This is a genomic window from Cellulomonas sp. McL0617 (assembly GCF_049994875.1).
GTDB lineage: Bacteria > Actinomycetota > Actinomycetes > Actinomycetales > Cellulomonadaceae > Cellulomonas.
Window position 1 is genome coordinate 4,100,833 of sequence record NZ_CP188256.1, and the last position, 23,002, is coordinate 4,123,834.

21 protein-coding genes are annotated in these 23,002 nt (G+C 70.2%); 9 read left to right on the forward strand and 12 right to left on the reverse strand.

Annotation, left to right across the window (positions count from 1 at the left end; genetic code table 11):
• The first annotated feature begins 160 nt into the window (after positions 1 to 160).
• The 5 genes from ACPPVS_RS18910 to ACPPVS_RS18930 all read left to right on the forward strand — a co-directional run bounded on the left by ACPPVS_RS18910 (position 161) and on the right by ACPPVS_RS18930 (position 5,495).
• Positions 161 to 1,396, forward strand: a complete 1,236-nt coding sequence (locus tag ACPPVS_RS18910; RefSeq protein ID WP_426593832.1) for a branched-chain amino acid ABC transporter substrate-binding protein — start codon at positions 161 to 163, stop codon at positions 1,394 to 1,396.
• A gap of 77 nt (positions 1,397 to 1,473) precedes the next feature.
• The gene (locus ACPPVS_RS18915; protein WP_426593833.1) at positions 1,474 to 2,514 is read left to right on the forward strand and encodes a branched-chain amino acid ABC transporter permease; all 1,041 of its coding nucleotides are present in this window, start codon (positions 1,474 to 1,476) and stop codon (positions 2,512 to 2,514) included.
• A complete protein-coding gene (locus ACPPVS_RS18920; RefSeq protein WP_426593834.1) occupies positions 2,511 to 3,791 on the forward strand; it encodes a branched-chain amino acid ABC transporter permease in 1,281 nt (426 codons plus the stop codon). The genes ACPPVS_RS18915 and ACPPVS_RS18920 overlap by 4 nt, the downstream gene beginning before the upstream one ends.
• Complete coding sequence (locus ACPPVS_RS18925; RefSeq protein ID WP_426593835.1) at positions 3,788 to 4,789, forward strand: ABC transporter ATP-binding protein; 1,002 nt, start codon at positions 3,788 to 3,790, stop codon at positions 4,787 to 4,789. Before ACPPVS_RS18920 ends, ACPPVS_RS18925 begins: the two co-directional genes overlap by 4 nt.
• Complete coding sequence (locus tag ACPPVS_RS18930; protein ID WP_426593836.1) at positions 4,776 to 5,495, forward strand: ABC transporter ATP-binding protein; 720 nt, start codon at positions 4,776 to 4,778, stop codon at positions 5,493 to 5,495. The genes ACPPVS_RS18925 and ACPPVS_RS18930 overlap by 14 nt, the downstream gene beginning before the upstream one ends.
• A 65-nt stretch (positions 5,496 to 5,560) precedes the next feature.
• On the opposite strand, the gene rplI is transcribed toward ACPPVS_RS18930, so the two are convergent.
• The 5 genes from rplI to ACPPVS_RS18955 all read right to left on the reverse strand — a co-directional run bounded on the left by rplI (position 5,561) and on the right by ACPPVS_RS18955 (position 9,898).
• Positions 5,561 to 6,010, reverse strand: coding sequence for a 50S ribosomal protein L9 (gene rplI, locus ACPPVS_RS18935; protein ID WP_426593838.1), 450 nt, complete (start codon positions 6,008 to 6,010; stop codon positions 5,561 to 5,563).
• A gap of 14 nt (positions 6,011 to 6,024) precedes the next feature.
• Positions 6,025 to 6,261 (reverse strand): 30S ribosomal protein S18, encoded by a 237-nt coding sequence (gene rpsR, locus ACPPVS_RS18940; protein WP_028051084.1) that lies wholly within the window; start codon positions 6,259 to 6,261, stop codon positions 6,025 to 6,027.
• A gap of 86 nt (positions 6,262 to 6,347) precedes the next feature.
• Positions 6,348 to 6,866 carry a single-stranded DNA-binding protein gene (locus tag ACPPVS_RS18945; protein WP_426593839.1) on the reverse strand — a complete coding sequence of 173 codons (519 nt, stop codon included), beginning with the start codon at positions 6,864 to 6,866 and terminating at the stop codon, positions 6,348 to 6,350.
• 79 nt (positions 6,867 to 6,945) lie between these two features.
• Positions 6,946 to 7,239 carry a 30S ribosomal protein S6 gene (gene rpsF, locus ACPPVS_RS18950; protein ID WP_034611334.1) on the reverse strand — a complete coding sequence of 98 codons (294 nt, stop codon included), beginning with the start codon at positions 7,237 to 7,239 and terminating at the stop codon, positions 6,946 to 6,948.
• A 253-nt stretch (positions 7,240 to 7,492) separates the two neighbouring features.
• Complete coding sequence (locus ACPPVS_RS18955) at positions 7,493 to 9,898, reverse strand: transglycosylase domain-containing protein (protein WP_426593840.1); 2,406 nt, start codon at positions 9,896 to 9,898, stop codon at positions 7,493 to 7,495.
• 306 nt (positions 9,899 to 10,204) lie between these two features.
• On the opposite strand from ACPPVS_RS18955, the gene ACPPVS_RS18960 reads away from it, so the two are divergent.
• Both ACPPVS_RS18960 and ACPPVS_RS18965 read left to right on the forward strand, forming a co-directional pair.
• Positions 10,205 to 10,855: a helix-turn-helix transcriptional regulator gene (locus ACPPVS_RS18960; protein ID WP_426593841.1), complete on the forward strand. Its 651-nt coding sequence runs from the start codon at positions 10,205 to 10,207 to the stop codon at positions 10,853 to 10,855.
• Entirely contained in the window at positions 10,852 to 11,943 is a 1,092-nt protein-coding gene (locus tag ACPPVS_RS18965; RefSeq protein WP_426593842.1) for an inositol-3-phosphate synthase, read from the forward strand. Before ACPPVS_RS18960 ends, ACPPVS_RS18965 begins: the two co-directional genes overlap by 4 nt.
• Before the next feature lie 92 nt (positions 11,944 to 12,035).
• Here ACPPVS_RS18965 and ACPPVS_RS18970 read toward each other — a convergent pair whose 3' ends face one another.
• From ACPPVS_RS18970 to ACPPVS_RS18995, 6 genes are all read right to left on the reverse strand, one after another.
• Positions 12,036 to 13,436 carry a hypothetical protein gene (locus ACPPVS_RS18970; protein ID WP_426593843.1) on the reverse strand — a complete coding sequence of 467 codons (1,401 nt, stop codon included), beginning with the start codon at positions 13,434 to 13,436 and terminating at the stop codon, positions 12,036 to 12,038.
• Complete coding sequence (locus tag ACPPVS_RS18975) at positions 13,433 to 13,972, reverse strand: RNA polymerase sigma factor (RefSeq protein WP_426593844.1); 540 nt, start codon at positions 13,970 to 13,972, stop codon at positions 13,433 to 13,435. Before ACPPVS_RS18975 ends, ACPPVS_RS18970 begins: the two co-directional genes overlap by 4 nt.
• Before the next feature lie 79 nt (positions 13,973 to 14,051).
• Complete coding sequence (locus tag ACPPVS_RS18980; RefSeq protein ID WP_426593845.1) at positions 14,052 to 15,563, reverse strand: hypothetical protein; 1,512 nt, start codon at positions 15,561 to 15,563, stop codon at positions 14,052 to 14,054.
• The gene (locus ACPPVS_RS18985) at positions 15,553 to 16,104 is read right to left on the reverse strand and encodes an RNA polymerase sigma factor (RefSeq protein ID WP_426593846.1); all 552 of its coding nucleotides are present in this window, start codon (positions 16,102 to 16,104) and stop codon (positions 15,553 to 15,555) included. Before ACPPVS_RS18985 ends, ACPPVS_RS18980 begins: the two co-directional genes overlap by 11 nt.
• Positions 16,105 to 16,316: 212 nt before the next feature.
• Complete coding sequence (locus tag ACPPVS_RS18990) at positions 16,317 to 17,810, reverse strand: hypothetical protein (RefSeq protein WP_426593847.1); 1,494 nt, start codon at positions 17,808 to 17,810, stop codon at positions 16,317 to 16,319.
• The gene (locus ACPPVS_RS18995) at positions 17,807 to 18,346 is read right to left on the reverse strand and encodes an RNA polymerase sigma factor (protein ID WP_426593848.1); all 540 of its coding nucleotides are present in this window, start codon (positions 18,344 to 18,346) and stop codon (positions 17,807 to 17,809) included. The genes ACPPVS_RS18990 and ACPPVS_RS18995 overlap by 4 nt, the downstream gene beginning before the upstream one ends.
• Positions 18,347 to 18,490: 144 nt before the next feature.
• Between ACPPVS_RS18995 and ACPPVS_RS19000 the strand changes: the two genes are divergently transcribed.
• The gene (locus ACPPVS_RS19000) at positions 18,491 to 19,801 is read left to right on the forward strand and encodes an MFS transporter (RefSeq protein ID WP_426596035.1); all 1,311 of its coding nucleotides are present in this window, start codon (positions 18,491 to 18,493) and stop codon (positions 19,799 to 19,801) included.
• Positions 19,798 to 21,450: a SpoIIE family protein phosphatase gene (locus tag ACPPVS_RS19005; protein WP_426593849.1), complete on the forward strand. Its 1,653-nt coding sequence runs from the start codon at positions 19,798 to 19,800 to the stop codon at positions 21,448 to 21,450. The genes ACPPVS_RS19000 and ACPPVS_RS19005 overlap by 4 nt, the downstream gene beginning before the upstream one ends.
• Here ACPPVS_RS19005 and ACPPVS_RS19010 read toward each other — a convergent pair.
• Positions 21,437 to 22,942 carry a CCA tRNA nucleotidyltransferase gene (locus tag ACPPVS_RS19010; protein WP_426593850.1) on the reverse strand — a complete coding sequence of 502 codons (1,506 nt, stop codon included), beginning with the start codon at positions 22,940 to 22,942 and terminating at the stop codon, positions 21,437 to 21,439. The genes ACPPVS_RS19005 and ACPPVS_RS19010 overlap by 14 nt on opposite strands.
• Between the last annotated feature and the right edge of the window lie 60 nt (positions 22,943 to 23,002).

Genomic DNA, 23,002 nt, shown 5'->3' on the forward strand with positions numbered 1-23,002 from the left:
GTGATCGTTCTGTGACCTGGGCGTTCTCGATCTGAGACCGGGTTTTCGAGGCTAATGAAACGCCCCGGTAACCCCATGGGCTTACGTTGCGTTCAGCCCCGGCACCGTCGGGAAGCGGCCCGCCCGCACGGGTGGCCACGTATATCCACGGAGGTATCACATGCGTAGATCGACTCCGCGCCTCGCGGGAACTGCGCTCGTCCTGGTGGTCGGCCTCGCCGTCGCCGGGTGCTCGTCCAAGTCTTCGGACGGCTCGGGTTCGGGTTCCAGCGCGTCCTCGACCGAGGCCTCGGCCGCACTGTCCATCCAGCCGTTGGTCCAGATCGACAACAAGGGTGCAGAGGTCAAGGTCGACAACAGCGGCACGCCGGCCGACCCGGCCGGTGACCCGAGCGCGAAGTGCGACCCGGTGACCATCGCCATGGCCGGTGCCCTCACGGGCGCGAACGCTGCTCTCGGCATCAACATCCTCAACGGCGCCACCCTGGCCATCGACGCACACAACGCCGCGTCGAAGGACTGCCAGGTGGCCATCAAGCAGTTCGACACCGAGGGTGACCCGCAGAAGGCGACGCAGGTCGCGCCGACCATCGTCGGCGACGCCTCCGTCATCGGCCTTCTCGGCCCGGCCTTCTCCGGTGAGACCAAGGCCGTCGGCCCCGTGTTCAACCAGGCCGGCCTGCTCTCGCTCACGGCCTCGGCCACCAACCCGGGCCTGACGACCAACGGCTGGACCAACTTCTTCCGCGGTCTGGCCAACGACGCGGTCCAGGGCCCGTCGGTCGCCGCGTACATGGTCAACACGCTGAAGTACACCAAGGTCTGCGTCGTCCAGGACGACTCCGACTACGGCGTGGGCCTCGCGGAGCAGATCACGACCGGCCTCGGAGACGCGGCCGACTCGGCCTGCGCCGCCAAGGTCAAGACCGGTGACAAGGACTTCTCGGCCGCGGTCCAGCTGGTCAAGGGCGAGAGCCCGGACGCCGTGTTCTACGCCGGCTACTACGCCGAGGCTGCGCCGTTCGCGTCGCAGCTCAAGGAGGGTGGCGTCACGGCCACCTTCGTCTCGGCCGACGGCAGCAACGACCCGCAGTTCGTCAAGCAGGCCGGTGACGCCGCCAAGGGCGCCTACCTGTCCTGCCCCTGCGGCCCCGCGCCCGACAAGTTCGCCTCGGACTACCAGGCCAAGTTCAACGTGGCCCCGGGGGTCTACTCGGTCGAGGCCTACGACCTGACGACGATCATGCTCAAGGGCATCGACTCGGGCGTGAAGGACCGTGCAGGCCTGGTCGACTACGTGAAGAACTACGACGGTGACGGCCTGGCCCGTCACTACAAGTGGGAGTCGACGGGCGAGCTCGCCTCGGCCCTGATCTGGATCTACCAGGTCAAGTAGCGCGCACACGACGGCCGGGTCCGCACGGACCCGGCCGTCGTGCCGTACCGTCGCCCAACCCCCGCACGAGGAGTCGCATGAGTTCTGTCCTGCACGCAGGCGCGCAGGTCCTGGCCGATCCGATGATCGGGTTCGATCTGCACGCGCTGGCCAAGAACTTCTGGGCGCTCACCATCGACGGCCTCACGTACGGCTCGATCTACGCGCTGGTCGCCGTCGGCTACACCCTCGTGTACGGCGTGCTGCGGCTCATCAACTTCGCGCACTCCGAGATCTTCATGCTCGGCATGTTCGGCGTGTACGGGACGCTGCTGCTCCTCGGCTTCACCCCGAGCGGCAACGCGTACAACGAAGGCATACCGCTGACGATCCTCTATCTCGGGATCGCCCTGATCGGCGGCATGATCGTGGCCGGCGGATCGGCGGTCGGGCTCGAGCGGGTGGCCTACCGGCCGCTGCGCAAGCGCGGCGCACCCTCGCTCGTGTTCCTCATCACCGCCATCGGCGCCTCGTTCGTCATCCAGGAGTTCGTGCACTTCGTGCTGCCCAAGCTGACCGGCGGGCAGCTCGGCGGCGTGAACGCCCAGCAGCCGATCCGGCTGGTCGAACCGGTCGACGTCTTCAGCATCTTCGGCGCCACGGTCACCAACGTCGAGATCGTCATCGTCCTGTCGGCCCTGGTCCTGGCGTTCATGACGGACCGGTTCATCAACGCGACGAAGTTCGGCCGCGGCATCCGGGCCGTCGCGCAGGACCCCGTGACGGCCACCCTCATGGGCGTGTCCCGCGAGCGCGTCATCGTGCTGACGTTCCTCATCGGCGGCATCCTCGCCGGCGCGGCCGCGCTGCTGTATACGCTGCGCGTCCCCAGCGGGATCATCTACTCGGGAGGGTTCATCCTGGGCATCAAGGCGTTCAGCGCGGCAGTCCTCGGAGGCATCGGCAACCTGCGCGGTGCGTTGCTCGGTGGCCTGTTGCTGGGCGTCATGGAGCTGTACGGCCAGGCGGTCTTCGGCACCGAGTGGCGCGACGTCGTCGCCTTCGTCCTGCTGGTGCTGGTGCTCATGTTCCGGCCGACAGGCATCCTGGGTGAGTCCCTCGGGAGGGCACGCGCATGAGCACCGACGTCTCGACGAGCACCACCACCGCCGACGCCCTGCACCTCGGGCTCGGCGACCGCCTGCGCCTGTGGTGGGACGCCCTGCCGCGCCAGATGCAGTGGCTGGTCGGCTCCCCGATCATCATCTTCATCGCCCTCCTGCCCGTGCTGCGCCTCCCGGTCATCACCACGGTGGGCACCGACTTCGGCAGCGTGCTCGCCCAGTTCGGCATGTACGCGCTGCTCGCCATCGGCCTGAACGTCGTCGTCGGCCAGACCGGTCTGCTCGACCTGGGGTACGTCGGCTTCTACGCCATCGGCGCCTATACCGTCGGCCTGCTGACCAGCCCCGACAGCCCGTGGAACCTCACCGACGACTGGCTCTCCAAGGACTGGGCGTGGCTGTTCGCGGTCCCGATCGCGATCGCCGCGACCGCCCTGTCCGGTCTGGTGCTCGGCACACCGACCCTGCGGCTGCGCGGCGACTACCTGGCCATCGTCACCCTCGGGTTCGGAGAGATCGTCCGCCTCCTGGCCGACAACCTCACCTCGCTCACCGGCGGCGGCCGCGGTCTCTCGCAGATCGCCTACCCCGTCGCCGGCGTCAGCGAGGAACGTCCGAACGGCGTCTTCTCCGCCGGCAACGTGACCCCACCTCTGAACTCCGGTGCGTTCTGGTTCTGGCTGTCGATGGTGCTCATCATCATCGTGCTGGTGATCGTCGGGAACCTCGAGCGGTCTCGGGTCGGACGGTCCTGGGTGGCCATCCGCGAGGACGAGGACGCCGCCGAGATCATGGGCGTGCCCACCTTCAAGTTCAAGCTGTGGGCGTTCGTGATCGGCGCGTCCATCGGTGGCCTGTCCGGGGCGCTCTACGCGGGCCAGGTCCAGTTCGTGGTGCCGTCCACGTTCAACGTCATCAACTCGATGCTGTTCCTGTGCGCGGTCGTCCTCGGCGGTCAGGGCAACAAGCTCGGCGTCATCGCCGGCGCGTTCATCATCGTGTACCTGCCCAACTTCTTCCTCGGGCGTACGCAGCTGTTCGGCATCCCCATCAACGGCGACGAGATCGCCAACTACAAGTACCTGTTCTTCGGCCTCGCCCTCATGACCCTGATGATCTTCCGACCACAAGGACTCTTCCCGGCGAGACAGAAGCTGCTCACGTACGGTCGTCAGGTCTACGTCGCGGCCCGCCGTGCGTACCTCGCGGCAGCGGCCCTCGCGTCGAAGCCGCCGGTGCCGGCAACGGTCGCGGCCGCTTCGTCCGACGACACCGAGGGAGGCACCCGATGAGCACTCCCGGAGGCATGGGTGCGGGGTCGGAGGGCGACGAGCAGTTCCGCGCCCCCGACGACCTGATCACCACCCGCGCCGACCTGAACGAGATCTACCTGCCCGACGGTGAGGTGGAGACGGCGGTGTCCGTCGACGTCGCCGACGTGAACCCGGACCTGGCCGACCCCGAGAAGGTCGCCGAGATGATCGCGTCGGAGCGCGACATCCGGACCGAGGTGGGCCATTCGCTGCTGGCGATGGACGACGTCACCGTGAAGTTCGGCGGCCTGACCGCTCTCGACGGCGTCTCGTTCGACATCCGGCGCGGGGAGATCCTCGGCCTGATCGGGCCCAACGGTGCCGGCAAGACCACGTGCTTCAACACGATGACGGGCATCTACCGGCCAACGTCGGGGAGCGTGGTGTTCGACGGGCGGAAGATCGGCGCGATCAAGCGCAACGAGATCACCCGCCTCGGCATCGCCCGCACGTTCCAGAACATCCGGCTGTTCAGCGACATGACGGCGCTGGAGAACGTGGTGGTCGGCACCGACGCGCGGCACAAGACGTCGGTCCCCGGTGCGGTGTTCCGCAGTCGCCGTCACCGCGCCGAGGAGCGCGACGCGCTGGAGCGCGCGATGGCCCTGCTCGAGTTCGTCGGCATCGGCAAGCGCGCCACCCAGCAGGCCCGCAACCTCCCCTACGGCGACCAGCGGCGCCTCGAGATCGCCCGCGCCCTGGCCACCGAGCCCAAGCTGCTCTGCCTCGACGAGCCGGCAGCCGGGTTCAACCCGGCGGAGAAGCAGCAGCTCATGGACCTGATCCGCAAGATTCGCGACGACGGGTTCACCGTGCTGCTCATCGAGCACGACATGCGCCTCGTGATGGGCGTGACCGACCGGGTCGTCGTCCTGGAGTTCGGCCGCAAGATCGCCGACGGCCTCCCCGCGGAGGTCTCCGCGGACCCGGCCGTCGTCGCCGCCTACCTGGGGGTGCCCGACGATGCCATTGCTTGAGCTCAAGGACCTGACCGTCGCCTACGGCCGCATCGAGGCCGTCCGCGGCATCTCGCTGACCGTCGAGGAGGGCGAGCTGGTCACGCTGATCGGCGCCAACGGTGCCGGCAAGACCACGACGATGCGCGCCGTCTCCGGCATCCGGCCGCTCTCGCACGGGTCGGTCTGGTTCGACGGCAAGGACATCACCCGCATGAAGGCGCACACGCGTGTGCTGGCCGGGATCGTCCAGGCGCCCGAGGGTCGCGGGGTCTTCCCGGGGATGACCGTCATGGAGAACCTCGAGATGGGCTCCTACGCGCGCACCTTCGACACCAAGGCGGAGCACGACGCCACGGTCGCGCGCGTGTTCGAGCTCTTTCCCCGCCTCGAGGAGCGTCGGTCCCAGGTGGGCGGCACGCTCTCGGGCGGCGAGCAGCAGATGCTCGCCATCGGCCGCGCGCTCATGGCCCGACCGCGGCTGCTCCTTCTCGACGAACCGTCGATGGGGCTCGCGCCGCTGGTCATCCAGCAGATCTTCCGCATCATCACCGAGATCAACTCGACCGGCACGACGATCCTGCTCGTCGAGCAGAACGCCCAGCAGGCCCTGTCCCGCTCCGACCGCGCGTACATCCTGGAGAGCGGCGAGGTCATCACCACGGGCGGCGGCAAGGAGCTGCTGGCCGACCCGGCCGTCAAGCAGGCCTACCTCGGCGTCGCCTGACCTCTGGACACGACGAAGCCCCGCACTCCACTGCGGAGGGCGGGGCTTCGTCGAACGTGCTCAGCTCAGGCTGCGACGACCTTGACGGTCACCGTGGCGGCGACGTCTGCGTGCAGACGGACCGACACCTGGTACTCGCCCAGGGCCTTGATCGGCTGGCCGATCTCGACCTTGCGCTTGTCGATCTGCGGCGCGCCGGACTTCTTGACGGCCTCCGCGATCTCGGCGGTCGTGACGTGACCGAACAGACGGCCCGACTCGCCGGCCTTGGCGGTGACGACGACGGCCTTCGACTGCAGCGAGTCGCGGATCGCCTTGGCGTCGTCGAGCGACGCGATCTCGCGACGCTTGCGCGCCAGGCGGATCGCGGTGACGTCCTTCTCGGCGCCCTTGGTCCAGGGCGTCGCCAGGTTGCGCGGGACGAGGAAGTTCCGGGCGTACCCGTCCTTCACCTCGACCACGTCGCCGGGCTCACCGAGACCGGTGACCTCGTGGGTCAGGATGATCTTTGCCATGATGGTCTCCTTTCTCAGCGCGCCGACGACGAGTACGGCAGGAGTGCCATCTCGCGGGCGTTCTTGACGGCACGCGCGATCGCGCGCTGCTCCTGGACGGACACACCGGTCACCCGGCGAGCGCGGATCTTCCCGCGGTCGGAGATGAACTTGCGCAGCAGCGCAGTGTCCTTGTAGTCGACGACGTCGATCTTCGCCGCCTTGAGCGGGTTCTGCTTCTTCTTCGGCTTGCGGACCACGGCCTTGGCCATCGTGGTGCTCCTTGTCTGCTGGAGCCCTGGGCGTTGCCATTCCCAGGGATGGAGAGATGCGGGGTGTTGCTAGGCGCCCGTGTCGATCAGAACGGGGGCTCGTCGGCGTAGCCGGCGCCGCCGGACCCACCGGTGGGCGTGGCCCACGGGTCGTCCTGCTGGCTGCCGCCCCCGCTGTTCGAGCCGCCGCCGCTGTAGCCGCCGCCTCCTCCGCCGAAGCCACCGCCGCCGCCACCCGAACGCTGAGTCCGGGTGACCTTGGCCGTGGCGTAGCGCAGGGACGGGCCGACCTCGTCGACCTGGAGCTCGTACACGGTGCGCTTCTCGCCCTCGCGGGTCTCGTAGGAGCGCTGCACGAGCCGGCCGGTCACGATGACGCGGGTGCCCTTGGTGAGTGACTCGGCGACCGACTCGGCCGCCTCCCGCCAGATGGAGCAGCGCAGGAACAGCGTGTCGCCGTCCTTCCACTCGTTGCTCTGGCGGTCGAACGTGCGGGGGGTGGACGCGACGGTGAAGTTCGCGACAGCAGCCCCCGAGGGGGTGAAGCGCAGCTCGGGATCCCCGGTCAGGTTCCCGATCACCGTGATGACGGTCTCACCGCTCATACCCAGCTCCTCGCTCGTTCGAGATGAAAGTCAGATGTTGTGGAGTCGCACGCTAGATGCGACCACCCACAAGGTGCGATCAGGCGTCGGCGCGCAGGACCTTGGTCCGCAGGACGACCTCGTTGAGGCCGAGCTGGCGGTCGAGCTCCTTGGCGGTCGCGGGCGTCGCGTGGAAGTCGATGACGGCGTAGATGCCCTCGGACTTCTTCTGGATGTCGTACGCCAGCCGGCGACGGCCCCAGATGTCGACCTTGTCGACAGTGCCACCGTCGGTCTTGACGACCGTCAGGTACTTGTCGAGCGACGGAGCAACGGTGCGCTCCTCGATCTCGGGGTCAAGGATGATCATGAGTTCGTACTGACGCAGGCTCATACCCACCTCCTCTGGTCTCAGCGGCCACGGTCGATCCGTGGCAGGAGGGTCTGTGCGTCGCTGTGCCCGAACCCCGTCGAGGTCGACGAGGTGTTCGTCGGGCATAGCAGCCTCGCAGTCTACCGGTCCGGCTCGCCGGACCGAAATCCGCCCTCGACGACCGTCGCCAGACGCACGAGTCGCGCGCAGCCCGTACGCGAACGACCGAGGCCCGCGGGGATGCGGGCCTCGGTCGTGTGGCGGGTCGGGTACGTCAGGGTGACGCCGGGACCGGTGTCGTCGCCGTGGGTGCCGGCGTCGGGGCGGCCTTCGGGCCCGTGGAGACGACGAGCGTCACCGTCCCGTTGGGGGCCAGCATCGTTCCGCCGGCGGGATCGATGCGGATGATGCGCCCGCTCGTGACCGTGTCCGAGGGTTCGGAGATGATGTTGGGCGCGAGCCCCGCGTTGACCACTGCCGCGGTGGCATCCGCCTCGAGCTTGCCCTCCAGACCGGCCGGGACCGCGATCTGCTGAGGGGCCTGCGCGGTCGGGGCCGGCGGGGCAACCGTCTCCGACGGCTTCGGAGCAGCGGTCGGCTTCTTTTCCGCCGCGACGTTGGCGCGCGGCGGGAAGTCCTCGACGGCCGCATAGGCGGGCATCGCGAACACGGTCTTCATGTACGACTGCCAGATGAACGACGGCCACTTGCCACCGGAGACCTGGCCCTTGTTCTTGCCCGTGCCGAGCGGCGAGATGGTGTCCTCGCCCTTGAGGTCCGCGCTGATCTGCGACAGCGAGACCGCGGTGACGACCTTGGGGGTGAACCCGATGAACCAGGCGGACTTGTTGTCCGTCGAGGTACCGGTCTTTCCGGCGATCGGACGGGCGAGCGGCTTGATCCACGGCTTCGCCGAACCCGACTGCACCACCTGCTGCATGGCGTACGTCGTGTCCGCGATGACGTCGGCGGCGAAGACGCGCTTCGACTGGACCTGGTGCTCGTAGGCGACGTTCCCCTTCCAGTCCTTGACCTGGGCGACGATGTACGGAGTGCGCAGGATGCCGCCGGAGGCGATCGTCGCGTAGGCGCCGATCATGTCGATCGGGTGCACCGACGCGTACCCGAGGACGTTGCTGTTGTTGACCCCGATGTCGGGCACGCCGGCTCGGTCGGCGACCTCCTGCGTCGCCTGAGGGGTGACCTGCAGGTTGAGCTGGGCGAACACCGTGTTGACGGAGTCCGCCGTCGCCTTCACCAGGTCGACCGTCCCCTCGTGCTCCTCACCGGCGAAGTTCGTCACGACGCTCTTGCTCGGCACGGGGTCCCAGCCCTTGATCTTCTGGGGCGCGTTGCCGTTGAACTTCGTCGTGAGCGGGATGCCCTTCTCGAGCGCCGCGATCAGAGCGAACGGCTTGACCGTCGATCCGGCCTCCGGGTGGTCCACGGTGGCGCGGTTGAGCTGGTCCTGCGGTCCGGTGCCCAGGAAGTCGGGGCCGCCGTACAGCGCGAGGATCGCTCCGCTCGTCGGGTCGACCGACGTGATGGATGCTCGGGTCAGCGGGTTCGGCTGAGCCTTCTCGCCCTCGAGGGTCCCGGACATGAAGCCGCTCGCCTGGGCGACGGCGCTGGCCTGCATGTCCTCCTTGATCGTCGTGACGATCGAGTAGCCGGCCTGCTTGAGGTCACCCTCCTGGACGCCGTAGTCCTTCAGCATCTCGTCGCGGACCATGGCGAGCAGGTACCCGTTCGTGCCGCCCATCGTGTTGCTCTCGACGTACGGGATGGTCTGCGGGAACACCATCGCGTCGCGAGCGGCACCGGTCAGCCAGCCGGAGTCGACCATCGAGTCGAGCACGACGTTCCAGCGCGCCTCGGCCTTCTTCGGACTGACCCGCGGGTCCCAGTTGTTGGGCGACGGGATGATGCCGGCCAGCAGCGCGGACTGCTCGACGGTCAGCGCGGACGCGTCGACCCCGAAGTACGCCTGCGCGGCGGCCTGGATCCCGTACGAGTCGCGGCCGTAGTAGATCGCGTTCAGGTAGCGACCCATGATCTCGTCCTTGGACTGCGTCTTGGCGATCTTGATCGCCAGGAACGCCTCCTTGGCCTTGCCCACGTAGTCGGTCGTCGTCTGACCGACGTAGTACCGCTCGACGTACTGCTGCGTCAGCGTGGACCCGCCCTCGGTCTTGCCGCCCTTGAGGTTGTTGATCAGCGCGCGGCCCATCCCCTTGATGGAGATGCCGCTGCTGCTGCTGTAGAACGACTTGTCCTCGGCGGCCGCGGTGGCCTGGCCGACGTACTTCGGCAGGGTCGCGTAGTCGACCACCTTGCGCTTCTGGGTGGCGAAGGTCCCCATGACGGCTCCGGGGGTGCCGTCGTCGTGCGGAGCGAAGTAGACGGTCGTGGTCTGCGCCTTGACGTCGTCGGCGGATGCGCTGGGCACCTTGGTCACCGCGTAGGCAGCGACGGTCGAGCCCGCGACGAGGAAGGCGAAGCCGAGCATCGTGCCGAGGACGACACGCCACGACGGCAGCCAGCGGTGCAGGCCGTGGAAGCCGGTGCGCGGGTAGTCGAAGAGCTTCCGGTTCTGCTTCGGGGCGGTGCGGCGCTTCGACCCGCGGGGTGCACTGCGCCTGCTCCGTGCGGGCGCGGCCCTCCGGTTCGTGCTTGCCAACGCATTGCCTTCCGTCGATCAACTGGTCACGGCGACGCGAGGCAACCGCCCGATCGCGAGCATGCCTCTGCCGGTGCTGCCCAGTATGGAGGACCGGGCAGGGCAGATCCTGGGACGTCGGCCCTGGTTGCGGACCCTTCACACGATCACTACCGCCTGCCCGGCGGGCGCGCGCAGAACCGACCGTACGACGTGGCCCAGGTCACCTCTCGGCCACGTGACTTGCCCCGTTCGTTCAACTCGACATAGTCTGCGGATGTATCGAGTTGATACATCGAGAGCCCAACAGCCTGAGGAGGTGCCCCCGTGCGCGGTCGTTCCGACGTGCTCGAGCCGGCGATCCTCGGGCTGCTGCACGAGGCACCCATGCACGGCTACGAGCTGCGCAAGCGTCTCAACCTGGTGCTCGGCTCCTTCCGGGCCCTGTCGTACGGCTCGCTGTACCCCTGCCTCAAGTCGCTCGTCGACCGCGGGTGGATCCAGGGCACGGAGTCCGTCGTCGCACCCCACACCGTCGCGTCCAAGCGCGCACGCATCGTCTACCAGCTGACCGCGGACGGCAAGGAGCATCTCCAGGAGATCCTCGCGTCGTCCGGCCCGGCCACCTGGGAGGACGAGAACTTCGACGTCCGGTTCGCGTTCTTCGCGCAGACCGACGCCGAGACCAGGCTTCGGATCCTCGAGGGTCGGCGCACGCGCCTGACCGAACGACTCGAGACGGTCCGCGTGTCCTTCGCCCGCACCCGCGAGCGCATGGACGAGTACACCCTCGAGCTCCAGCGGCACGGCCTCGAACAGGTCGAGCGTGAGGTCCGCTGGCTCGACGGGTTGATCGACAACGAGCGCGGCGTACGTCGCACCCGTCCTGCAGGCACCGGCCGTCCGGCCGTTGCTGACACCACCGCTGGTGACGACGACGTCGTACCACCGCGAACCACCGAGAAGGAGCGAGGATGACCTCCATCCGCGTCGCCATCGTCGGCGTCGGCAACTGCGCCGCGTCGCTTGTCCAGGGCGTGCACTACTACGCCGACGCAGACGCCGGCAGCACCGTGCCCGGCCTGATGCACGTGCAGTTCGGCGACTACCACGTCCGCGACATCGAGTTCGTCGCCGCGTTCGACGTGGACGCGAAGAAGGTCGGCTTCGACCTGTCCGAGGCGATCGTCGCCTCCGAGAACAACACCATCAAGATCGCCGACGTGCCCCCGCTCGGCGTGACCGTGCAGCGTGGCGTGACCAACGACGGTCTCGGCAAGTACTACCGCGAGACCATCGAGGAGTCGGACGCCGAGCCGGTCGACATCGTCGCCGCCCTGCGTGAGGCCCGTGTCGACGTCCTCATCTGCTACCTGCCCGTCGGCTCCGAGATCGCCGCGAAGTACTACGCGCAGTGCGCCATCGACGCCAACGTCGCGTTCGTCAACGCCCTGCCCGTCTTCATCGCGTCCGACCCCGAGTGGGCCGCGAAGTTCGAGGCCGCCGGCGTCCCGATCGTCGGCGACGACATCAAGTCGCAGGTCGGCGCCACCATCACGCACCGCGTCCTCGCCAAGCTGTTCGAAGACCGCGGCGTCGTGCTGGACCGCACGTACCAGCTGAACGTCGGCGGCAACATGGACTTCAAGAACATGCTCGAGCGCGAGCGCCTGGAGTCCAAGAAGCTCTCCAAGACGCAGGCCGTCACCTCCAACCTGACCGGCCCCCTGGGCGGCAAGAAGGAGGACCGCAACGTCCACATCGGCCCGTCGGACTACGTCGCCTGGCTCGACGACCGCAAGTGGGCCTACGTCCGCCTCGAGGGTCGCGCGTTCGGCGAGGTGCCCCTGAACCTCGAGTACAAGCTCGAGGTCTGGGACTCGCCCAACTCGGCCGGCATCATCATCGACGCCCTGCGCGCCGCGAAGATCGCCAAGGACCGCGGCGTCGGTGGCCCGATCCTGTCGGCGTCGACGTACTTCATGAAGTCCCCGCCCGTGCAGATGGAGGACACCCTCGGTCGCCAGCAGCTCGAGGCCTTCATCGATGGCACGAACGAGCGCTGACCTGCAGCAGCCCGTAGCTGTTCACAAAAGAGGCCCGCACCGTGAGGTGCGGGCCTCTTTGCGTACTCGTCGAGACGGCTTCGTGGTTCAGCTCACCAGGAGGTGCCCATCACCCACCACCGCGGGCCGCCCGTCCACGTGACCGGGCCGATCCCGTACGGAGCACCCGACACCGTGGGCATCGTGTTCAGGTCGTACGACCTGCCCGAGGCCAGGTCGTGGGCGACGACGATCCCGCCCGAGCTGACGAAGACCGTGCCACCGACCACGGTCACCTTGACGGTGCCCCTGTCCGTCTCCTGACCCATGTCCTGGACGAGGGTCGCCGTTCCGTCGGACGCCACAGCGAAGACGCCGAACACGCCGTCGACCGTCATCGTGCAGCCGAGTCGACCGTCGGGCAGCGTCTCGATGCCGTCATCCGAAGCTAGACCCGGGTCGGCGAACACGGGTTCGCCGTAGCTGATCGATGCGCTGGGCAGGACGAGGACGGCGTGCCGCAGCGCCGGCGAACCACCACCCGCGCAGTTCAGGATCGGCTCGGTGTCGCCCGACCAACCGACGACCTGACACTCCCTCAGGTTCATGCCGGCACCGATCATGGGCTGCAGCCGCCCGGTCACGAGATTCAGCAGGCCGGCGTCGCCGAGAAGGTAGGTCCGCGTCGGATCCATGGTTGCCGCCATGCGCTCGGTCACGGCCGCGATCGGTGTCTGGCTCGTCGTCGTCCCGTCGGGTGCGACGACGCTGTAGGTTCGGTCCGTCATCGCTTCCCAGACCATGGACCCGGTCGCGGAGACGCCGATCCAGGCGGTCCATCCGGGCGGGGCGGACGCCGAGGTCAGCTCGCCTGTGCGCAGGTCGAGCCAGGCGTAGCCGGGGACGCCGGCCTGCGTGGACGTGCTCACGAGGGCCCGTGGTTCGCCGGCCTTCCAGTAGGTCAGCTGGTTCACCGCGACCGGCGGGTTCTCCGGCAGGTCCAGCAGCTTGTAGCGATCGCCTGTCGGCGACAGCAGGTACAGGGCCTCCGTCCCGACGATCTCGTCCGTGCCACCCGCGACCCGGTACGCCGGCAGGTCGAGAGCGAGGGACCACCCCTCGGTCGCGGACGTGAGGATCGCGTCCGTGACGGGCGTCGACGGTGGCTGCCCGAAGGAGGCCGGCACCGACGGAGAGGTCGGAGTCGGGCTCGGGCTCGGGGTCGGGGTCGACGGGGACGGGTCGACGGTGGGTGACGGCCGGACGGTCGGGGTCGAGGTGACCGACGGGGCTGCGGGCTGAGGCGGAGGTGGCGTCAGCTGCAGACCGGCCCACACGGCCGTGCCGACGACGCCTGCCGCGGCGACCCCGACGGCCGACTCGACCGTGTGCCGACGGAGCCGACGCCGCCGCACCGAGCGGACGACCCTCGACATCCGTGACGCGTCCAGCCCGTCGGTCGGCGACAGCTCCTCGACCGCACGGGCCAGCAGCGAACCCAGCTCCGTGCTCACAGCGCACCTCCGGTCAGTCGGACGTCGGCCATCTCGTGGTGGTCAGTGGTGGTTCCCAGGAGCGCGTCGAGCCGCCTCGTCCCGTCGGCGGTGTACCGCTTCACGGCTCCCTCGCTCAGCCCGAGCGCAGCCGCCGTGTCCCGGATCGACATGTCCTCCATCTGGCGCAGCACCACGCACGCGCGTTCCCGGGGAGCGAGGGCCTGGAGGGCGCGCCGCACGTCGGCGCCGAGCCCGCGCGGCTCCACCTCGGGCGCGACGACCGGCCGCGCACCGAGGCGCGCCAGCGCCCCGCGCTCGCTGGACCGTCGACGCGACTCGTCGATCGACCGGGTGACGACGGCCCGACGCACGTACTGCTCCGCCTGCGCGAGGGTCGTGAACCGTGCCCTGCCCGAGAACGTGGCGATGAGCGCCTCCTGCACGAGATCCTGCGCGTCGGCGCGCGACCCGCAGACGAGCATCGCGTGCCCGACGAGGCGGGTGTACCGCTCACGGACGAGCCGCTCGAGCAGCGTCTCCCATCGTGCACTCACCGCGTTCCCGCCCCCGATCCGTCCGCCACGACGCCGTCGCCAACAAGAACGGAGCGGGCGCCGGGAAAGGTTGGGGTCATCAGCGGCCGACCACCCAGGACTCGACGCCCGACGCCCACTTCTGGACCGCCGGCGTGAGCGGCGGGGCCGGCAGGAGGACCGTCGATTCGCCCGAGGTGAGCGAGTGGACAGTCAACTTCAACGGGGCGGCGTCGCCGGCACAGCCAGGGCTCGAGGCGACGAAGAGTCGGTCGCCCGCTGTGGTGGCGCTCAAGTAGTTGTCGCTGGAGTCTCCCGGCCCCTGGACAAGGGTCTGCCCGTCGCCCGACCACGAGAACACAGCGTCGTCACAGTCACGTACCCGGAGATACGGCTGACCGGCCGGGTAGGCCACCTCGCCGGAACGCACCCACGCGCCTTCCCAGGTGTACGCCAGAGGTTCTGACTGGGTGAGCGGCGCCAGCAGGGAGCTCCGGTGCGCGCCGATGTCGATCCGGTACATCCCCGGGTCCGCCGACGCCCAGTCCTGAGCATCCGAGACGCCGCTCGGCTGGTCAGCCCAACGGTCGAAGCCGGAGGTGACGCACATCGCCAGGAGCGCGTCCGGGTCCAGCCAGCCGACGACGTCGCACGCCTTGCCGGCCACGCCATAGTCGTGGTGCGTGGTCCCACCCGCGACGAGGTCGACCAGGTCGAAGGTCGTCGTGGAGGAGTCGGGAGGCGTGACACCGCGACGACCCGTCGGGTCGAGCAGCATCGTGCGGCCCATGGCCCCGAGCCGGCGCCCCGTGCCATCGGCCGCGACGGAGTACACGTCCGCAGTCACGGCGTCCGTGCTCGTCGGCGTGCGCCAGACCTCGGACCCGTCGGCCGCGACGCCGTCGAAGTACCAGTCGTCGATCCCTGACTCTGTCGTCGCGATCGGTCGGGGAGTGATCGTGCCGGTCGTCAGGTCGAGCTCGGCGCGCGGGACGGCGCCCTGGCCGTAGTCGCCCTGCCAGTCGACGCGCACGATCGCCGTGGTCGAACCGGCCGACCACGTCAGCAGCGACAGGCCCATCTCGGGCGGCAGGTCGACCACGCGGTAGAGCTCGCCGGTCGGAGCGGCGAGCACCACCGTGTGGGCCAGGAAGCCGGGGAGGGTGTCGCCAAAGTCCTCCGTGCCGAGGTCGGGCTCCGCGGAGCCATACACCGCCAGGACCCAGCCGGGCGTCGTCTGCTGGAGCAGCCCCGGCGGCAGCGGCAGCGTCGGTGGCAGGCCGAGGATCGCGTCGGGGACCACCGTCGGTGCGGGAGTCGCGCTGGGCGTCGGCGTCGATGCGTCCGGCGACGGGGCAACCGTCGGCGAGCTTGTCGGCGCCACCGCGGGGTGCGGCTCGTGCGCGCCCCGGAGCCCGAACCAGGACCCCGCCGCCAGCACCGCGACGATCGCGACCCCGCCGACCGCCTGGGTCGAGTGCCGGACCGCCCGGCGGCGTCGGACCGTCCGGACCGTGCGCGCCAGGGCTGCGGCCGGCGGTTCCATGCCTCTCATCGCCTGTTCGCGGGCGCCCAGGTTCTCCGACATGACGTCTCTCAGGTCACGCTCCACGGCGCACCTCCTCGGTCTGCACGAGCACCACCGGGTCGCGGTCGTCGGGGCTCGTCGTGCCCAACGCCGCGTTGAGGGCGGCGACGCCGTCCGAGACGTACCGCTTCACGGCTCCCTCGCTCAGCCCGAGGATCGACGCGGTCTCCCGCACGGACAGGTCCTCGAGATGGCGGAGCACGACGCAGGCTCGCGTCCGCGGGCTGAGCGCCAGCAGGGCGACCTCGAGGTTCGTCGACAGCACCTGGGCGCCGAGATCGGTCGTCGACGCCGGTCGGGCGGCGGTCCGCGCGGCGGCCGACTTCTCCCGGTCGCTGCGCCGGACCCGGTCGACGAATCGCGACACGATGGCGCGGCGCACGTACTGCTCGGCCTGCGCGACGGACTCGAACCGGGCGCGCGCCGCGAACGTGGCCACCAACGCCTCCTGGACGAGGTCCTCGGCATCGGCGCGCGACGGGACCAGCAGCATCGCCCGTGCCACGAGCCTCGGATAGCGCTCACGCGCCACCTGCTCGAGCATCGGCTCCCAACCCCGGCCCATCGGACCCCTCCCCCTGGTGCGGCGCGCGTCGCCGCTCATCAAGAACGTCTCGAGTCCTAGATCGGTTGGGGTCGCGCCCGACGTGACACACCGCTCGGGATCGAGACCGAGTCGGTACCGTACCTACCGCCTACGCCTGCACCTGCAGCGCAACCGTCGGGGGCCACAGGACGTGCGGATGCGGGTGGTCGCCGACCTCGAGGCCTCCCGGCTCACCCGATCGCGCCGATCGGTCTTCCGACCGTCCAGGACGTCGCACCCGACGACCAGGCCTCCCCGTCCGGCCGGGGCGAGGGGGCGGGTAGCAGTGTGATCGGGTCGCCGTCGACCGGCCTCGACGAGACGATGGTCGGACCGCCGTAGCACGAGCCGACATCGGTGATGTACACGGTGCCGTCGACGACCGTGGCATAGACCTCTCGGTCGGCGAGCGCGCTCGCGACCAGTGTCGGCACGCCGGCCTTCCAGGTGTAGACGCCTCCCTCGACGCAGTCGTCGTCCCCGAAGATCCCTCCCGTGTGGCCGGATCCGATGGTGACTCCGTCACTGAGCCAGGTCCCGCCGTCGGGCCACGCGTCACCCTCCGCGAGGTCCCGGAGGTGCGTCGGCGTGCGGGACGCGACGTCGATGCTCCACACCGAGGGGTGCGCGTCCGAGTCGCCGTTGCAGGCCGTCAGGACGCTCTCCGCATCGATCCACCCGGAAATCTGGCACCGCTTGTCCTGGATGAACGGGGCGACCGTCGCCCTGCCGTCCTGCAGGTCGACGACGCCCAGCGAGTCGACAGTGCCCATCGAGTCGCTCTGGCCGGGCGTGTAGCTCGTGAAAACTGCGCGTGTGCCGGTCGGGTTGACGTCGAACTCGCGCGCCCCCTTGAGGGTCGCCACGATTTTCGCGTCCCGGTCGCCATCGATCGACAGGAGGTCGTCGTCGCTGTGCTGGTCGACGACGGACAGGTCGGTCGGCTGCATCCAGAGCTCGGCACCCGACGAAGCCTTGCCCACGAACCCCGCCGCATCCGAAAGACCGCGTTGGTCCGGGGTGATCGTCCCCGTGGTCAGGTCGAGCACCCCGCGGGCCATCAACCCCGATGGGGCGGAGCTCCCGTCAGCCGCGAGACTGCGGCCAACACTCACCAGGGCGGTCGAGGACCCGGCGTCCCAGCGTAGGAGCCGCACGTCGATCGACGGGTCGAGAGGGAGGTCATGGACCCGGTACGGGACGCCCTCGGGCGAGCTGAGGACGACGGTGGGGACCGACGGGACGGGCCTGGAGTTCTCGTCGAGGACCTCGGACTGGTAGATCGCGAGCACCCAGCCGGGCGTCGTCTTCTCGAGCAGCCCGGCCGGCATCGCGAACGTCGGCGGAAGCCCGACGATGTCGTCGGCAACGGGCGCTGCGCTGGGCGTCGAGCGCGGGATTGCCGACGGCTGGACCGTCGGGGCGGGCGTCGGCTGAACCGTCGGGGTGGCCGTGACCGCCGGTGGCGCGCGGTGCGGCTCCGGCGCGAGGCGAAGACCCGCCCACACGACCGTGCCGACGACGCTCGCTGCGGCGACCCCGACGGCGGACTCGACGGTGTGCCGGCGGATCCGGCGGCGACGCACCGACCGGACCACCCGCGACAGGTGCGCGGCGTCCAGGCCGTCGGACGGCGACAGCTCGACGGCGGCCAAGGACAGCAGCGAACCCAGGTCAGCGCTCACAGCGCACCTCCGGTCAGTCGGACGTCGGCGGTCTCGTGGTGGTCGGTGGCGGTCCCCAGCAGCGCGTCCAGACGCTTCGTCCCGTCGGCCGTGTACCGCTTGACGGCGCCCTCGCTCAGCCCGAGCGCGGCGGCGGTGTCGCGGACCGACAGGTCCTCCAGCTGGCGCAACACCACGCAGGCACGTTCGCGGGGTGAGAGCGCCTGGAGCGCCCGCTGCACGTCGGCCCCGAGGCCGCGCGGTTGGACCTCCTGCACGACGACGGGATGTGCACCGAGGCGCGCGGCTGCGCGGCGCTCGCTCGTGCGCCGCCGGGACTCGTCGATCGACCGGGTGACCACGGCCCGGCGCACGTACTGCTCCGCCTGGGCCAGGTTGGTGAACCGCGCCCGGCCCGAGAAGGTCGCGATCAGCGCCTCCTGCACGAGGTCCTGGGCGTCGGTGCGCGAGCCGCAGACGAGCATCGCGTGCCCGACCAGACGGTCGTACCTCTCCCGGACCAGCTGCTCGAGCAGCGTCTCCCATCGTGCGCTCACCGCGTCCGATCCCCCTCTCCGCACCACCACGCCGTCGTCGCCAACAAGAACGGAGCGGGCGCCGCGAAAGGTTGGGGTGACCCTGCCTGATCGGCATGCGCGGTCCTCGCCTTGACCCGTCGGGCAGGGTGCGAGGATGTGCGCGTGCAGGTAATCGCCGACCTCAAGGCCCTCTGGCCGTTGCGGGACTTCCGCAAGCTGTTCGCCGTCCGGCTCGTGAGCCAGACGGCCGACGGCATGTTCCAGGCCGGTCTGGCGACGTTGTTCTTCTTCTCCCCGGAGAACGCCAGCACGGCGACCGGGGTCGCTGCCGCGTTCGCGGTGCTGCTGCTCCCGTTCACCATCGTCGGGCCGTGGGCGGGCGTCCTGCTGGACCGCTGGCGCCGGCGCCAGGTGCTGGTCGTCGGCAACCTCGTGCGGGTCGGCCTCACCGCGCTCATCGCGACGATCATGCTGACCGCGGGGGTCACGCCGGCCGTCTACGTGCTGGCGTTGATCAACCTGTCCGTCAACCGGTTCCTGCTCTCGGCCCTGTCGGCGTCGTTGCCGCGCACCGTCGACGGACCCCTCCTGCTCACAGCCAACTCGCTGACGCCGACGTTCGGCGCGGCCGCGGCGGGCATCGGCGGCGCGATCGGCTTCGTGATCGGGCTCGTGCTGCCCGCGGGCCGCGGCAAGGACGCCGCCGCACTCGTCGTCGCGGCGTTCGTCATGGCGGCAGCGGCCGCGCTGGCGACCCGCCTGGGCAAGGACCGGCTGGGTCCCGACGAACGCGCGGGCGCCGCTCAGCTGCGCGCCCAGCTCGGCCTGATCTTCAGCGGTTTCGTCGTGGGCGCGAAGTACCTGCTCGCACGTCGGACTCCCGCACGCGCCCTCGGCATCATGGCTGTGCACCGGTTCCTCTACGGCGTGACGTTCATCGCGAGCATCCTCATCGCGCGCAACCTGCTGTCGGACCCGGCGAACACCGACGACGGCCTCAAGACCTTCGCGGCGATCCTCGGCGCCTCCGCGCTCGGCTTCTTCGCCGCCGTGGTCGTCACGCCCGTGCTCGCGCGCCTCACGGGGCCGCAGGTCTGGATCGTCCTGTGCCTGGTGCTCGCGGCGGCCAGCCAGCTGCTCCTCGCGACGTCGTCGTCGCGCGCCATGGTCCTGTCCGCCGCCACGCTGCTCGGCCTCGCCGCACAGGGTGCCAAGATCGCCGTCGACACGATCGTGCAGAGGGACACCGACGACGAGTACCGCGGGCGGGCGTTCGCGCTCTACGACGTCCTCTACAACGCGGCGTTCGTCGGCGCTGCCGCGCTCGGCGCGCTGACCCTCCCCGACACCGGGTACTCGCAGGGCCTGTTCGTGGTGCTGGCCGTGGGGTACGCCGCCGGTGCGCTGCTCTACGGCCTCGCGTCGCGTGGTGTCGGCTCGACGGCGGTCGCGCAGGAACCCGTCACCGCATGAGCGAAGACCTGCCGCTGCGAGCCGTGCTCGGCAGCGACCTGTCCGTGAGCATCGCCGACGCCCGCCTGCCTGACCGTCCCCTGGTCTGGGTCAACGACGCGTTCACGCGCCTGACCGGCTACCCGGTCGAGGAGATCGTCGGACGGAACTGCCGGTTCCTGCAGGGCACCGAGACGGACCCGCGCACGGTGGCGCGGATCCGGACCGCGCTCGACACGGGCCGCACGATCGGCACGATCATCCGCAACTACCACCGCGACGGGACGCCGTTCTGGAACCAGGTGGTCATCAGCCCGGTCACGGACGAGACCGGGGCGGTCACGCACCACGTCGGCATCCAGGCGCGGCTCACCAAGGAGCTCCCGCCCGAGCACGCTCTGGATCTCGAGGCCGGGTTCGACGCCCAGGCGACCGCACGCCTCGACCTGCTCGCCCGCGTCAGCGACGAGCTGGCGCGCCATCTCGACTACGACGCAGCAGTCGACGCCCTCGGTGACATCACCATCCCGGCGCTGGCCACGTGGGGCTTCGTCGCCATGACCGACGAGCGCGGCAGGTACTCGCGCGTGCACCTCGTGGTGGCCGACCCGACGGACCGCGAGCTCGCGCAGGCGCTGGCCAACGAGGACCTCGGCTGGCTGACCCGCGCGCCGCGGGTCGCCGAGGCCCTCGCCAGCCCGCCGGGGTTCGTCGCCACGCCGTACCGGGTGGACCTGACGGACACGGTCCAGCGCACGACGTCCGCGCAGCTCGCCCTGCTGCGCCGGCTCGGGCTGATCTCGGCCATGATCGTGCCGCTGCGGGCGCGGGACCGGGTGATCGGCGTCCTGTGCCTGGTCAGCGACGGCGAGTTCAGCCCGGACGCAGTGGTCACGGCCGCGCACCTCGGCCGGCGGGCCGGCCTGGCACTCGACAACGTCCGGCTGCTGCTGGCGGAGCGGTCTGCGGCTCTGACGCTGCAGCAGTCCCTGCTGCCGACGATCGCCGACGTCCCCGGCCTGGACATCGCGACCGCGTACGTCCCCTCCGCCAGGCGCGCCCAGGTGGGTGGCGACTGGTTCGACGTCCTGCCGCTGCCCGACGGGACGGTCGGGCTCGCGGTCGGCGACGTGGTGGGTCACGACCTGCGCGCCGCGGCGTCGATGGGCCAGCTGCGGTCGCTGCTGCGGTCGTACGCGTGGGAGGGATCCTCTCCGGGCGCGGTGCTGTCTCGTGCCGATGAGCTGGTCCGCGGGCTCGACATCGCCGACATCGCGACGTGCGTCTACCTGCGCTGGTCGTCCGCGCAGGGCGTCGGCGCCCACGTCACCTATGCCCGCGCGGGCCATCCGCCGCCGCTGCTGCGCCTGCCCGGCGGCGAGGTCCTCCAGCTCGACCAAGGTCTGTCGACGCCCATCGGGCTGGCCGGCCTCGACCGGCCCGAGGCCGCGATCGGCGTCCCACCGGGCGCTGTGCTGGTCCTGTACACCGACGGGCTGATCGAACGGCGGGACCGGGGGCTGCGCGACGGGATCGCCATGCTGGCGGACGAACTCTCGCACGTCGCCGAAGGAGCGTCCGCGAGCGCGATCCGCGACCATCTCGTCGCCACGTTCGTCGGCACCCGCCAGGAGGACGACGTGTGCCTCCTGGTGGTCAGGAGCGAGTAGCCCACCACGCGAGGAGCTCCTCGCGCGCGACCTCGGGCCCGAGCGGTCCACGCTCCATGCGCAGCTCCAGCAGGAAGGTGTACGCCTCGCCCACCTCGCGGCCCGGACTCAGTCCGAGGACAGCCATGATCTGCGTGCCGTCCAGGTCGGGGCGGATGGCGTCGAGCTGCTCCTGCTCCTGCAGCGTGCCGATCCGCGCCTCCAGGTCGTCGTAGGCCGCCGACAGCCGCGCGGCCTTGCGCAGGTTCCGCGTGGTGCAGTCCGATCGGGTGAGGCGGTGCAGCCGCTCCAGCAGCGGCCCGGCGTCCGTGACGTAGCGGCGCACGGCCGAGTCCGTCCAGGCGCCCTCGCCGTAACCGTGGAAACGCAGGTGCAGCTCGGTCAGCCGGGCCACCGCGCTCACCGTCGCCTTGTCGAACCGGAGCTCCTTCAGCCGCTTGGCGACGAGCTTCGCGCCGACCATCTCGTGGTGGTGGAAGCTCACGCCGCCGCCCGCCTCGAACCGCCGCGTCCGCGGCTTGCCGATGTCGTGCAGCAGCGCGGCCAGGCGCAGCACAAGGTCCGCGCCGGGCACGGCACCGTCCGGGCCCGTCTCGAGGGCGATCGCCTTGTCGAGCACGGTCAGCGAGTGCTCGTAGACGTCCTTGTGCCGGTGGTGCTCGTCGATCTCGAGCCGGAGCGCGGGCAGCTCGGGCAGCACGTGGTCGGCCAGGCCCGTGTCCACCAGAACCTCGAGCCCGTCGCGGGGGGTCGACGAGACCAGCAGCTTGCTCAGCTCGTCGCGCACCCGCTCGGCGCTGACGATCGTGATGCGCTCGGCCATGCTCTCGATGGCCGCGCGCGCTTCTGGGGAGACCGCGAAGCCCAGCTGGGCGGCGAACCGGGCCGCACGCATCATGCGCAGCGGGTCGTCGTCGAACGACTGGCGCGGGTCGACCGGGGTGCGCAGGACACCCGCGGCCAGGTCGCGCAGACCGTCGAACGGGTCGACGAACGTCAGCTGGGGCAGCCGGACCGCCATCGAGTTGACGGTGAAGTCTCGGCGGGACAGGTCGCCCTCGAGCGAGTCCCCGAACGCGACCACCGGCTTGCGGCTCGTCGGGTCGTACTCGTCGGACCGGTAGGTGGTGACCTCGACGACCACGTCGTCGGGACCGTTCTGCCGGCGCCCCCCGAAGCGACGGGCGCCGATCGTGCCGAACTCCTTGCCGATGTCCCAGTGCGCGTCGCCCCACCGCGCGAGCAGCGCGAGCGTCTGGTCGGGTGACGCCGACGTCGTGAAGTCCAGGTCCGCCGATGCCCGCCCGAGGAACGCGTCACGCACCGGTCCACCGACGAGGGCGAGCTCGTGGCCCGCGGCCCGGAACACCTCGCCCAGCTCGAGGGCGTCGGACGGGAGGCTGCTCAGGACGCCCAGGGCGCGACGGCGGAGCGCGTCGAGGGCGGATGCGTCGGGCTGTTCGGCGGGCACTCGTCCAAGCCTGCCAGACATCCACCGTCGCCTGGTCGTCGGACGGTCGCACCGTCGCCTCCCGCACGGCTGACCGACACC

What these genes read in the sequence shown, in the direction of transcription:
- ACPPVS_RS18925 (WP_426593835.1), top strand. Translation starts at nt 3,788, where the DNA reads ATGAGCACTCCCGGAGGCATGGGTGCGGGGTCGGAGGGCGACGAGCAG.
- ACPPVS_RS18945 (WP_426593839.1), bottom strand. Translation starts at nt 6,866, where the DNA reads ATGAGCGGTGAGACCGTCATCACGGTGATCGGGAACCTGACCGGGGAT.
- rpsR (WP_028051084.1), bottom strand. Translation starts at nt 6,261, where the DNA reads ATGGCCAAGGCCGTGGTCCGCAAGCCGAAGAAGAAGCAGAACCCGCTC.
- ACPPVS_RS19005 (WP_426593849.1), top strand. Translation starts at nt 19,798, where the DNA reads ATGAGCGAAGACCTGCCGCTGCGAGCCGTGCTCGGCAGCGACCTGTCC.
- ACPPVS_RS18965 (WP_426593842.1), top strand. Translation starts at nt 10,852, where the DNA reads ATGACCTCCATCCGCGTCGCCATCGTCGGCGTCGGCAACTGCGCCGCG.
- ACPPVS_RS18910 (WP_426593832.1), top strand. Translation starts at nt 161, where the DNA reads ATGCGTAGATCGACTCCGCGCCTCGCGGGAACTGCGCTCGTCCTGGTG.
- ACPPVS_RS19010 (WP_426593850.1), bottom strand. Translation starts at nt 22,942, where the DNA reads ATGTCTGGCAGGCTTGGACGAGTGCCCGCCGAACAGCCCGACGCATCC.
- rplI (WP_426593838.1), bottom strand. Translation starts at nt 6,010, where the DNA reads ATGGCAAAGATCATCCTGACCCACGAGGTCACCGGTCTCGGTGAGCCC.
- ACPPVS_RS18915 (WP_426593833.1), top strand. Translation starts at nt 1,474, where the DNA reads ATGAGTTCTGTCCTGCACGCAGGCGCGCAGGTCCTGGCCGATCCGATG.
- rpsF (WP_034611334.1), bottom strand. Translation starts at nt 7,239, where the DNA reads ATGAGCCTGCGTCAGTACGAACTCATGATCATCCTTGACCCCGAGATC.
- ACPPVS_RS18920 (WP_426593834.1), top strand. Translation starts at nt 2,511, where the DNA reads ATGAGCACCGACGTCTCGACGAGCACCACCACCGCCGACGCCCTGCAC.
- ACPPVS_RS18985 (WP_426593846.1), bottom strand. Translation starts at nt 16,104, where the DNA reads ATGGGCCGGGGTTGGGAGCCGATGCTCGAGCAGGTGGCGCGTGAGCGC.
- ACPPVS_RS18930 (WP_426593836.1), top strand. Translation starts at nt 4,776, where the DNA reads ATGCCATTGCTTGAGCTCAAGGACCTGACCGTCGCCTACGGCCGCATC.